Origin of the sequence: Polaribacter sp. 11A2H, assembly GCF_011379025.1 — a bacterium.
Taxonomy (GTDB): Bacteria; Bacteroidota; Bacteroidia; order Flavobacteriales; family Flavobacteriaceae; genus Polaribacter.
The window spans coordinates 38,483-51,707 of record NZ_WTLD01000005.1 but is presented as its reverse complement, the minus strand read 5'-3'; the positions used below and the strand labels follow the sequence as shown (position 1 = coordinate 51,707).

At 30.4% G+C, this 13,225-nt stretch carries 9 protein-coding genes; 3 read left to right on the top strand and 6 right to left on the bottom strand.

Annotated features, from left to right (window positions below):
- Positions 1–101 precede the first annotated feature (101 nt).
- The 3 genes from GQS58_RS07840 to GQS58_RS07830 all read left to right on the top strand — a co-directional run bounded on the left by GQS58_RS07840 (position 102) and on the right by GQS58_RS07830 (position 3,906).
- Entirely contained in the window at positions 102–1,343 is a 1,242-nt protein-coding gene (locus GQS58_RS07840; protein WP_166384589.1) for an imelysin family protein, read from the top strand.
- An 81-nt stretch (positions 1,344–1,424) separates the two neighbouring features.
- Complete coding sequence (locus GQS58_RS07835) at positions 1,425–2,834, top strand: di-heme oxidoredictase family protein (RefSeq protein WP_166384587.1); 1,410 nt, start codon at positions 1,425–1,427, stop codon at positions 2,832–2,834.
- Positions 2,835–2,838: 4 nt separating this feature from the next.
- Positions 2,839–3,906, top strand: a complete 1,068-nt coding sequence (locus tag GQS58_RS07830; protein ID WP_166384585.1) for an imelysin family protein — start codon at positions 2,839–2,841, stop codon at positions 3,904–3,906.
- Between the two features lie 219 nt (positions 3,907–4,125).
- Here GQS58_RS07830 and GQS58_RS07825 read toward each other — a convergent pair whose 3' ends face one another.
- The 6 genes from GQS58_RS07825 to GQS58_RS07800 all read right to left on the bottom strand — a co-directional run bounded on the left by GQS58_RS07825 (position 4,126) and on the right by GQS58_RS07800 (position 13,162).
- Entirely contained in the window at positions 4,126–6,525 is a 2,400-nt protein-coding gene (locus GQS58_RS07825; protein ID WP_166384583.1) for a TonB-dependent receptor family protein, read from the bottom strand.
- A 4-nt stretch (positions 6,526–6,529) separates the two neighbouring features.
- On the bottom strand, positions 6,530–7,960 hold the full coding sequence (locus GQS58_RS07820; RefSeq protein WP_166385028.1) for an HTTM domain-containing protein: 1,431 nt from the start codon (positions 7,958–7,960) through the stop codon (positions 6,530–6,532).
- Positions 7,961–8,121: 161 nt separating this feature from the next.
- Positions 8,122–9,222, bottom strand: a complete 1,101-nt coding sequence (locus GQS58_RS07815) for an imelysin family protein (protein ID WP_166384581.1) — start codon at positions 9,220–9,222, stop codon at positions 8,122–8,124.
- 92 nt (positions 9,223–9,314) lie between these two features.
- Positions 9,315–10,499 carry a DUF4856 domain-containing protein gene (locus GQS58_RS07810; RefSeq protein WP_166384579.1) on the bottom strand — a complete coding sequence of 395 codons (1,185 nt, stop codon included), beginning with the start codon at positions 10,497–10,499 and terminating at the stop codon, positions 9,315–9,317.
- Between the two features lie 129 nt (positions 10,500–10,628).
- Positions 10,629–12,134, bottom strand: coding sequence for a bifunctional metallophosphatase/5'-nucleotidase (locus tag GQS58_RS07805; protein WP_166384577.1), 1,506 nt, complete (start codon positions 12,132–12,134; stop codon positions 10,629–10,631).
- Positions 12,135–12,304: 170 nt separating this feature from the next.
- Positions 12,305–13,162 carry a hydroxymethylglutaryl-CoA lyase gene (locus tag GQS58_RS07800; protein WP_166384575.1) on the bottom strand — a complete coding sequence of 286 codons (858 nt, stop codon included), beginning with the start codon at positions 13,160–13,162 and terminating at the stop codon, positions 12,305–12,307.
- Positions 13,163–13,225: the final 63 nt, after the last annotated feature.

Genomic DNA, 13,225 nt, shown 5'->3' with positions numbered 1-13,225 from the left:
TTTTTATTTATTCTAAATAAGGTTTGTGTAACTGCATTTGAATTGTATATTTGCTTCAAAAAAACAAATTATTTATAACTAGTCTAAATAAACTTAACTCGATGAAATTCAATTTTACAAAGCTTACATTACTCTTATTTACAAGTATTTTAACTATTTCTTGCTCTAGTAATGACGCAGAAGAAGAAATGATAACAAAAGAATTTACAAATGCAGATTTTATAACAAACTACACAACTATTGCTGCTGCAAATTATGCAGACACGTATAACACAGCGGTAGTTATGCAAACAAAAATTGAAGAATTTATTGCAAATCCGTCTATTACAACTTTAGCAGATGCCAGAAAATCTTGGTTACATGCAAGAGATTTTTACGGACAAACAGAAGCGTATAGAGTAGCAAACGGACCTATTGATAATGAAAAACTAACGGTTGCAGAAGGATTTTTAGCTACAGAAGGAAGAATTAATGCATGGCCTTTAGATGAAGGTTTTATTGATTATGTTTTTAATACTACAGGAGGAACTATACAAAACGGATTAATTGGAGATACTTCTTTTACTATAACTGCCGATAATCTTATCAATAAAAATGAAGATATAGATGCAGATGATATTGCTACTGGTTGGCACGCAATTGAGTTTTTACTTTGGGGACAAGATTTAAACTACGATCCTATCAATCAAACTACAGATAATTATGCGGTTTCTGGAGATAGACCTTATACAGATTATACAACAGCAGACTTTGCAGACAGAAGAGCTACTTATTTACAAGTTGTTACAGATTTATTGGTAAACGATTTAAATGACTTAAATACTACCTGGAAAGTTGGAGGAACTTACAGATCAACTTTTGAAGCTTTAAGCGAAGAAGTTGCACTAAAAAACATCTTAAATGGAATTGGTTTTATCTCTAATGGAGAGGTTGCACAAGAAAGAATTTATGCAGCTATTGATGAAGGTCAAGAAAATGAACATTCTTGTTTTTCTGACAATACAAACCAAGATATGTGGGCAAATGTACACGGTATAAACAATATTATTATTGGTAGTTATACCACAGAAAGTGGTGCTATAATTTCTGGTGCTTCTTTAATAACATTAGTAAAGCAAAACAACACCGCTTTTGGAACTACTTTAGAAACAAAAGCAGATGACACTATTTCTAAATTAAATACTTTATTAGGTTTAGGTAAGAATTTTGATGAAATTATTAGCGAAGAAAATTTAACTTCTGGTGGTCCTGCTAATGATTTGGCTTTAGCTTTAGTAGAACAAAGTCATGCAATTTCTGATGCAGCTAATGCATTAGGGGTTACTATTACAGTTGGTGGATAATTATAGTAAAACGTATTAATTTTTTAATAAAACTGAAGACTTTAGGGGCTTCAGTTTTCTCTATTTTATAAATAAAAGCAAATGAAATATTTTTATTGTATTTTAATATTCATGTTTTTTTCTTGTAATTCTGATGGACTTTCAGATGAAGAGTACATTAATATTGAGTATGAATTAGGTGAAGAAAACTTAGTTTCAGAATTATCTATAGAAGCTTTTACAGCAGAAAAAGCTTTTGGAACGAGTATCCCTGGTTTAATCGGTTTAGAATCTGCTTTCTTTGGCATTGGTAATGCTATGTTTGAGCAAAGTTGGGTTTCTGCACCTGCAACCACCACTTCTAGAGATGGTTTAGGTCCTATTTTTAATGCGAGAGCTTGTGCTTCTTGTCACTCTAATGACGGAAGAGGAAAACCAGTATTAGAAAATAATGCAAGTTCTCAAGGATTTTTAATCCGTTTAAGTGCTGGTAATGATCCTATAAATGGACCAATTGATTTCCCTAATTATGGCGGACAATTACAAGATAATTCTAATTTAGGTATTACTAAAGAAGGAACTATTAATGTAAGTTTCCAAACAATTACAGGCACCTATCCAGACGGAGAAACGTATGAATTAAGAAAACCAACCTACACAATTGTAAATGAAAATTATGGTAGTTTACAGCATGTAAAACAATCTGCTCGTGTTGGGGCACAAGTAATTGGTTTGGGTTTTATAGATGCTTTAAGCGAAGCTAGTATTTTGGAAAACCAAGATATTAATGATTTAGATGGTGATGGAATTTCTGGTAAAGCAAACTATGTTTGGAATGTTAAAGAAAAGAAAACTACCATTGGTAAATTTGGATGGAAGGCCAACCAACCCTCTTTAGAACAACAAGTAGCAGCCGCTTTTAGTGGAGATATGGGATTAACAACGTCTTTATTTCCTGATGAAAATTGCCCTAATGGTTTAGATTGCAGCAAATTAAATAATGGAAATAATGTTGGTGAAACGGTAGAAGTTACCGATACTCAAATGAGCAGAATAATGGTGTATCAAGCTGCTATTTCTGTCCCTAAAAGAAGAGATTATAAAACTCTTGATGTTTTAGAAGGAAAACAATTATTTAATGATTTGGCATGTGTTACTTGCCACGTAAACAACTTTACAACTGGTAATGATTATTCTTTATTAACACAATTAGAAAATAGAACGATTAGACCTTATTCAGATTTTTTGTTACATGATATGGGTGATGAACTTGCAGACAATAGAGCCGATTTTTTAGCCAACGGAAACGAATGGAGAACACAACCTCTTTGGGGTTTAGGTTTAATAGAAACGGTAAACAATCATACTTTTTTATTACACGATGGTAGAGCTAGAAATATAGAAGAAGCTGTATTGTGGCACGGTGGCGAAGCTGAAAGTGCTAAAAATAACTTCAAAAATTTATCAAAAGAAAAACGAGAACAAGTCCTTAAATTTTTAAACTCTTTATAAAATTATGAAAAAAAATATTTTATTATTTCTTTCTACAATCCTTTTAATAATGTCTTGTAGCAAAGAAAGTGACAACTCAACATCTGCAATAGATCTTTTTCACGAAGAATATTATAATGCAAATATACTTCCGTCTTTAAATAATTTTAAAGCAGAAATTACAAAACAAATTGAATTAACAGAAGCTTTTCAAACAAATACAACGCAAGAAAACTTTACGTTATTACAAGAACAATGGTTAAATGCTGCAAGTTCATTTTCTAAAACTAGAGTTTATAATGTGGTAGATGTAAAATCGCTTTATTTTGATATTATCATTTACAATTTTCCTGTAAATGAAACATTGATTGAAAAAAACATTGCTGAGAAAACAAGTTTTGACACCACTTATATAGAAAATAGTAGCACCGTTTCTAAAGGTTTAGCAGGAATAGAATATTTACTTTTTGATAAAGAAATCGCAAAAAACAGCCTTACATTATTGCAAGAAAATACTTTTAGGGTAGATTATTTGTTATCAATTACACAAGAAAATTTAAGACAAATAAATAAATTAATCGATTTTTGGGAACAAGGCTACAAGGAAACTTTTAAGAGTTACAAAAGTTTGTCTTGCGTAGAAAATGCACGTTGTTTGGCTTTTAATCAACTCATAAATATAATAGATATTATTAGAGTTACTAAAATTGGTAAACCTGCAGGCTTAGAGAAATCTCCTAATACAGATTTAAGTATTTTAGAAGCTTATAGAAGTAGAAGTTCTTTAAAATTAATTAAAAGTTCTTTAGAAGAAGTACAGAAAGCATATGCAACAAGTAGTGTCAATTTTGCAAATATTGTTGATGAAATAGCAGGTTCTTCAGAAATATCTACAGAAATAGACAATAACTTTAACTCCGTTTTTACTAATATTGATGCTATTGATGGAGATTTATATACTGCAATTTCTAATGGAGATAAAAGTGTAGCAACATTACATGCTTCTTTAGCTACTTTATTGCAATATTTCTCTGTAGATGCTGCGAGTACTTTATCTGTAAATATTTTACCAACAGATAATGATGGTGATTAATACCAAATAAATATCCTTCGAAAAAAACAATTTAAAATCATTCAACAAAAAAAGAGGCTTTCTAAAAAGTAATAAATCTTGTCATGCGGAACTTGTTTCAGTATTTTAATTTACTGAACATCAAAATTCAAAAGAATCTGAAATAAATTCAGATTGACAAAAACTCACTTTTTAGAGAACCTCTTTTTTATATCAATAAATTTAATAAAAGTTGCCTTTTTAAAACTTAAATTCTAAAGTAACATAATAATTTCTTGGTGACGATGGAATAATTCCCGGACCAGGATACCCCGTTGCTCTACGTGTAAAATAACTATTGTCTAAAAGATTATTTACACCCGTTTCTAGCTTCATAAATTTAAATTTATAAGAAGCAGAAAAGTCTAAAATATCATAGGCAGGTATTTCTCCTGTAACTCCGCTAATACTTCCTCCAGATGCATTTGTAGCATCAGAAAACTGACTTGATAAATAAGAATATTGAATACTTGCTAAAAAGTCTTTGTACCCAAAACGTGCACCTGTTTTTATATTGATCTTTGGTATAAACTCTACTTCATTCCCCACTACTCCATTAATATCCGATTTTGTGTATTCTGATGTTATAAAAGAAGAATTTATAAAGTAATTTAACACATAATCAGAATTATTAGTAAACAGTTTTTTTAGGTTAAAATCTATCAAACTTTCAACTCCTAAAATTCTTGCATCACCAATATTTGCTCTTTCTGCTTTACCATCATCTCTTGTATAAATATTAATTCTATCATTATAAAACAACCCAAAAACATTGGCGTCATAAGAAAAGAAGTTTTTGTAATTACCACGAAAACCTGCATCAATTGTAAAACCATTTTCGTCAGAAATATCTGGCGAAATTTCAAAAGCAGGATTTGCCGTACTAATATCAGAAAAAGTTACGGAACGGTAATTTTGAGAAATATTACCGTAAAACTCCGTGGTATTATTCAGTTTATAACTTGTTCCCAATCCTAATAAAGCAAATGTTCTTTCGTTAGAATCTTCCACGTCATCTATACTTTCATCTATTTTATTTCCTGCAGCATCAAACTTAAACTCTTTAACAATCTCATCTCTTTTTGTATTGATATACTCCAATCTAAAACCTGGTGTAATTGATAGTTTATCATTTATATACATAATGTTTTCACCAAATAAAGACACATTCAAATTAGGGAATTTACTATCCGATTGCCTCGGATAATCTGGAGATTCATCTAAATACATCTTAAAATCGGCATCCGAACCATCAGATCCAGGACCTTGCATATTGGTATTGTTTGCTTTATAAAACTTGGTACCAATCAAAAAAGTAGATTTTTTATCAAACAAGGTATAATCACTAACCAAACGCGACTCAAAACCAAAGTTTTTGAAAGTACCTTTTATCAAGTCTCTTTCATCTCCAGAATCTGCTTGACTTACTCTATTTGTTCTAAATCCTAAGGCATCTCTAGACGCATCTAAACCAAAGAAATTAAAAGAAAAATTGGTTTTATCAGAAAAAGCATGTTCCCATTTTAGATTGTATAAAAACCATTTTACCTGAAACCAATTACGCGCTCTATTACTCTGTAAAGGATCTTCATTAAACATTCTATCTGTTAAACCACCTGCTTGTTGTGCTAAATATTTTAACACGGTAACTTCTGCAGACAACTTACTTTTATCGTTAATTTTATAGCCTAAATGTGCAAATACATTGGTAGATTCAAATTCTGAATTCGGTCTAAATCCGTCTCCTTTTTTATAATTTACATACGTGTAATAACTAAACTTTCCGTGTGTGTTACTCAAACTGGTAAAGTTGGTGTACAAACCGTAACTTCCAACAGTATTTCTAAAAACAATTTCTTGGTTTTCGGTTGGTTTCTTGGTTACAAAATTTACCAAACCACCAAATTGCGTTCCGTATTGCAAAGAAGCTGCACCACGAATTACTTGTATTTCATCTAACCCTTCACTTGCTGGAGTGTAATAACTTTCTGGATATCCTAAAACATCTGCGCTAATATCATATCCATTCTGACGTGTATTAAAATTAGCGGTTCTGTTAGGATCTAAACCTCTACCACCAATATTTAACTGCAAACCGGCATCATCATTCTGATAAATATTTAAACCTGCAACTTGATTAAAAATCTGACGCGCATTATTTGTTGATAAAGCTGCCGCAGATTGATTCACCAAAACGACTTCTGTTTTTTTACCTGCAAAAATAGAAGTTCCTTCTACATCTTTCAATCTTTTTAACTCAAAGACCTTACGTTTTCTGGCTTTTATTTCAATTTCTGATAATTCTTCTGAGAACGAGTTTAAAACAATTTTCACATCATTATAGGCATCAGAATTTAAAACAGTTCTATTTACTCTAAAATTATCAGTATAAAATACAAGAGAAACTGTTTCTTTATCAACCGAAAAAGAAAATTTTCCTAATGCGTCTGTTTGTGTTAATAATCCGCCAGATTCATTATAGATTTCTACATTTTTTAAAGCTTTATTCCCATCAGAAACTACGGTTCCAGATACTTTATATTGACTGTAAATTGCCGTTTGTAATAAGGTAAGAATGATAAAAATGATTCTAAATTTCATATACTTAAATTCCTTTAATTTTTATTTTTGATGAAAACGGAATAATCCAATCTTTGTGTTTAAAGCTTTCTTTTTGTTGATACAAATCTACCTTTGGGTTGATGAATCTTGTACTTAATCGTCCGTTTAAGGCGACGTAACTTTCTGCAAAAATAGCAATATTTTTATGTCCCTGACTTTTAAAATGATCGCCCAAATAATGCACGTATTCTAAAATAAAATCAGGTTGATAACTCATTTGTTTTTCTTGAAATGTGGTTAAAAAATCTTTATTATCCACCATAAAAGAACGGCCTGTTTTTGTATCTAACACTCTAAAGGTTGTCATTCCTGCTTTTTCCATTAACATAACTCGCCAAGAAAAACGATAACCTTCTTCTGTCCAAAATAATTCTCCCGGATACAATAAAGATCTAAAAGGCATTAGTAATTGAATTATTAAAAACACGCCTAAAATTGGTAAAACCATTTTCCCTTTAAAAGTTGAAAACGTATAGTTTTGATTTAAAACAACACCTCTCGACTGCGCTCTAGGAGATAAATTAGTTCTCGATACAATTTTTCGTTCCTCAAAATCATTCGAACTGACATTTAGGATATATCTTTTTATAAAAGCTATTATTTTCTGATGAAAACCAGCATCAAAAAATATCAATGTAGAAATAATCATCACAAAAGGAAACATACCAATTGGGAACAGAATCCTTGTAAATACATGGAAAAAAACCACTAAAACAAACGCAAAAACTCTTGTTCTTTTGTACAATAATAAAAACGGAATGGTTAAATCATACAACATACCAGACCAACTCATGGCAAAATGAAACCACTCTTGTTGCATAAAAGTATTTCCAATTAAAGGAAAATCATATTTAGATGGCAACCATATTTTTAGAGGCATTGCTCTAAACATCCAATCTGAATTTAGTTTTGCCAAACCTGCATAAAAATACACAACGCCTAAAAGGATTTTAATAATATCAATAGTCCATTTTGGTATGTTTGTATATTTCTTTTTGTTGATTAAATTATCAACAGAAAAAGTAGCATTTGCAGGTAAAAAAATAAGTACAAAACTAAGAACAGTAATAAAATAATAATGGTTTAAATACGTGGTTTTATCCATGAATTCTATATACGTAAAGGATAGAAAAAAGGTAATTATTGCCAATCTATATTTATAACCAAACGCTACAAAAAGAGCAGATAAGCCACAAATAATAAACAGCAAATACGTGTAATTACCTATTGGTTTTATCCAACTGAATCCATAATACGTAAAATGAAACTTTGGTTCTAGATACAATGTTTCAATCCAACCGTTTGCCCAAAAACGCACAATACTAGCAAACATCATAAAACCAAAAAACAAACGAAAAACAGCTAAAGGAGCTGCATTTGTTTGTTCTTTAAAATTGTAATTTAAAAATTTCATCAAAATAAAAAAAACTGAAAAAGTTCTGTACTTATCCTGCAAGGTTTCAAAAACCTTGTAGGTATATTATTTCTATCTTGGTAAACATCTTTTATAAACACCTACAAGGTATAAAAGAAAACCTTCCAGGAGAAAAAATCCGTTCAATAGATTAATATGTATTAATCTCCATCTGCATCAACATAATCTACACTTATATTAAAAGCCTGTAACATATCAACCTTTAATAAAATAACTACTTTTTGTAATTCATCATACGCCATTGTCATTGCAGAATTATCTGTATTAATTTGTGTAGAAAAACTATTGTCTAATTTGTTAATTTCTATATTTGCAAGTCTAAATTGAGTCTTTATACCTGCAACAATATTCCCACCATTTAAAGCTTCTAAATATTGTTGAAAACTAGGGCCAACAGTTGAAGAACTGAAATGTTTCCCTTCAAATAAATCTTGAACCGCAGTTAAAGCTTCTAAAGCTAATTCTTTAGAAACATTATTTTTATAAAAACCTTCTACTTTTTCAGGCAAAGGTGTTGCAGAAAAAATACCTGCAGGTATTCCTATTTTATTTGCTCTTAATCCTTTTTCGTAGTAAAAAATATAATCATTAATTAGCATGTTTACAGCACTGTTTACGGTATTAGAAGTACTTGTAACAAAACTATCTCTTTGTGTTTTAAAATCTGAAACGACACTTGTAGTAAGTGTATTCATTTTATTTAAAACGTCTGTAATGTATTTTTTATAATTGTCTTTATTGGTATCTGTAGTGTATTTAGCTAAGATAGTTGCATCAGAATCTGCGACACCATACAATAAATAGTCTAATGCAGGAAAACCTTGTGCATCATGATTATTAGCACTATCTAAATCGTACACTCCATTAGATATATTAGTTTCTACATCTGCAACCGTTAAAGGGTAAATATTCATGTGAAAAGAATATTGAAGCTCGTCTGCTTTACCAATATTAAACATTTCTATATGTTGCCAAGTTTTGTATGCTGTTAACCAAGAAGTTCTTAAAGCGTCTAAATTTACTTGATTTGGAGTTGTAGTAAATGTTTCTCCTGCAGTTTTTAAAGCGGTCATTTTTGAGCTAAAATCATCATAAGCAGGAACTATAATATTATCTGCAATATTTACAAGCATTGCATTTCTATCAAAACTATCTTTTACTTTTGGTTCTCCTTCATCAGAAGAATTACAAGAAGCAAATAAAGTTATGGATATAAAAAGGATACAAAAATTTTTAATCATCTTATTTTTATTAAATCTAAATATAAAGCAAAAATAGTAAAAAGCATTTAAAAAAATACTTTTTACTATTCTTAAAAAGAACTATTAAGGTATTAACTACCTGCCTGTAAAACTGTAAAATTGAATTTAGAAGCTATAGTTTCTGATACCTCATCTAAAGTTGTAGTTGTAACATCCCAAAAACCATTACCAGATTGTAGTGTTTCTAAAATTGTATCTACTTCTGTTTTTGATAAATATGGTTCTGTAGAGTTTGGTTGTCTTGTAAATTGTAAGCTATAAATAAAACCTACTGCTTCTGATAATGCGTGAAAAGCAGCTGCTTCATCTACACTTAAAACAGCTTTACCTTGTTGTAAATAGTAAATACCTCTTACTGCAATAACTTCAGAAATTTTTTCTTTTAAAATTGCTACCTGACGATCTCTAGTTATATAATCTTTATTTACAATTGCTGCCCTACCTAAAGTAAAAGCATTGTAAATATCTGCTGCAATACCTGCAAAATCTTCATCGTCATTAACTCTGCTTAAATATTCATTTAAGAAACTGTCGTTATTTAAAACGGGAGAAGTAGCATCTGCCTCTAAAGCGTATAAATAACCAAAAGCTTCATCCCATTTATGTTCCATGGTGGTGTAGTTATGATCTCCATCTAAAGTTTCATTATCGTTATCTGTTCTATTAGACGCTTCATCTAAAACAGCAGTACTTAAATAATTATTTAAAATTTGATCTACCACTAAAGCTCCAATTAAACCTTTATTAATTGCTTGGTTATACTCTAATCCTTTTGCATTAATATATCTTAAAGATCCACCACCTGCTTGTTGAATTTGACCTGCAACACCTGCAGAAGCATTTACATTCCAATTAGGAAAAACCTCGGTTACTTGTAAAGAAATCCAAGTATCAAATTGTGTTTTTATAGTAGAAGCATCTGTAGAGTTTGCTGCATAAAAATCTGTAGACGCTGCCGTTTTACTTCTAATACTTTTATTTGATTCATTTAAACTTGCTTCAGAAAAATCTAAATTCCCTTCTGAATGGGCAAATTTACTGTTTAAAGAAGTTACTGTTTCTGTAGGTACTTTTAAAGCATCTAACAACTCTTCTCCCATTTTAATTCTTGTCGTTTGGCCACCATAACTTACGGTAGATTCTCCGTTTCTAGAAAAACTATAGCTTGATGGTGAAACTGTTGGGTTTTCATCATCATTACTATTACAAGATATTAATGTTGCTACAATTGCTAACGATAGGATTACTTTTTTCATTTATTTAGATTAATTACAAATAATTTTCCGCAAATATAAAATTGATTTTTACATTGACAAAGTTTATTTAGATTTAATTTAAATAAAACCAACATACAACAAGTAAATACCTAAAAATCAGTTAACAACTTATAAGTTTTCAAAATAAGCAACAACAGCTTTTCTAATATCATAAGCTAATTCTTCTTTTTGGGGAGTATATACAGCAAGTATTTCTTTATTTTCTTTTGATAAAAAAGGAATATCAAACCCTTTTAATAAATAGTCAGAAAAAGCAACCGTATACGTTTTATTTACGTTTAATTCTTCACTTTTAATCATCCACTTCTCACCTACTTTCTCTGCATTATAACGTTGTAAATAAGCGCCGTTGCCTACAGCTAAAACACCATAATCTAAAACACGTTTTAATAGTCTTCCTTTTATTTTAACTTTTAAAACTTCGCCTCCATAGGGCAATACTCTAAAAATATCTACTGCAGTTATATGACCACTTAATTGGTCGTCAATTCTTATAGAACCTCCATTCACCAAAGCACAATCTACTTCATCATTAAACGCAAAAGACATTGCTTTGGTTATTACTAGACCTAAATTTGTTTGTGTACTTCTAATGGGTGTATCTCTACCATCTAAAGGTATTTTAGCTTCAAAAATAACTGCTTCTGGGTTCTTAATAATTTCTTTAATTTTTGATGTTAAAATGGTTTGCCATTTATTTACAATTTCGGCTATTTTTTTATCCGACTTTATTGTTGAATTAATTTCTTTTAATTCTGATATCACTACTGTTTTCTTCGTTTTTTTATCATAAGAAATTCGATGTACATACATTGTTTTTGCATTAGCATCTGCTTTAGCTATAATTACCTTTCCTATAGTGTCATAAGAGTTAGTGTGCTCATGACCTCCCATAATTAAGGGTAAATTAGGTATTAACTTTGCTATTCTTTTATCATTAGTTAATTTAACATGTGTTAAACCAAAAACTACATCTACAGAATCTTTTATAGCTGCATAAGAAGCTCTTGCTTTTACAAACATATTACCGTATTCTACAAACTCTTTTGGGTTAGAAGGTATACAAACACTTATAAAGCCTACTTTTATTTTGGTACCGTCTTTATCAGAAAATTCTTTAATAAAAGTTTCTCCTATATGTTCTTTTTGTCCGTTTATTTCTTTATAAAAAGGAATTGCTGCTTCTCTTGTTGTTTGTTTTACGTTGGCAGTTATCCAAGGAAAATTGCTTTCGTTTAATCTTTTCTGAAGGTCTTTTTTAGAAACATCAAACTCATGATTACCAAATGCTACCAAATCGAAATTCATAGCATTCATTACTTCTACCATTTGTTTTCCTCTTACTCTTTCTCCGTCTACTTTTATGGTACCTAATAAAGACGGATTTAAAAAATCGCCTGCCATAAAAAGCATGGTATTTGGGTTCTCTTTTAATAATTCTTTGTGTACCGTTTCTACTCTTGCCATTCCGCCATATTCTCCACCTTGTATGGGTGCAATTTCGTAGACATCATTTAATTGTAGAAAAGTAAAGTTTATTTTACCATCATCTTTAGAGCAAGAAATAACTACGAATATTGATAGAAAAAATGGAAGTAATTTTATAAATTTCATTATATATGGGTTGTTAGCTTTGTAATGCGTCTGTTAATTTTAAAAACGGATATAAGGCTTTTAATTTTTTTAAGATATGATGAGAAGTTAAAACAGATTTAGCTTGAAATTTTTTACTTTTCTCCTTTCAGATTATGTAAATTTTAGTCACTTCAACTTTAAATAAAATCTTAAATAAAAGTCTCTAATGCTTTGTTATAAGCACTTTCAAAACTCATTGGTTTTAAATTAGTATCTGCTTTTTGAGCTGTAAAATAACTCAATAATTTTTCTGTTGGCATATTACCCGTCAATTCATCTTTTGCCATTGGGCAACCACCGTAGCCTTTAATTGCACCATCAAAACGGTTACAACCAGCTTTGTAAGCTGCGTCTACTTTTTCGTGCCATTTATCTGGTGTAGTATGTAAATGTGCGCCAAATTCTATTTTTGGATAAGCAGAAATTAAATTCGAAAATAAATAATCTATTACTTCTGGCGTAGAACTACCCACGGTATCTGAAAGAGATAAAATTTTAACGCCCATTTTAGATAATTTTTCTGTCCACTCACCTACTATTTCCACATTCCAAGGATCTCCATACGGATTTCCAAAGCCCATAGATAAATAGGCAACCACTTCCTTGTTGCTTTTATCTGCAATATTTAAAATGGCATCTAGGGTTTCTATAGATTCTGCTATTGTTTTGTGCGTGTTACGCATTTGAAAGTTTTCTGAAATTGAAAATGGATATCCTAAATAATCAATTTCTTCAAACTGAGAGGCATCATCTGCTCCTCTTACATTGGCTATAATGGCTAACAGTTTACTTTGGGTTCTAGACAAATCTAATTTTGATAAAACAGCGGCAGTATCTCGCATTTGCGGAATTGCTTTTGGAGAAACAAAGCTGCCAAAATCAATCGTATCAAACCCTACTTTTAATAAAGAGTTTATATACAATGCTTTTTGTTCTGTAGAAATAAAATGGCTTTTTATTCCTTGCATCGCATCACGCGGACATTCTATGATTTTTACTTTTTTCATCAGAACCAAAGATAGAAATTCTAATGAAGTAGCAAAACATTTTTCAATTGATTATTACCTGCT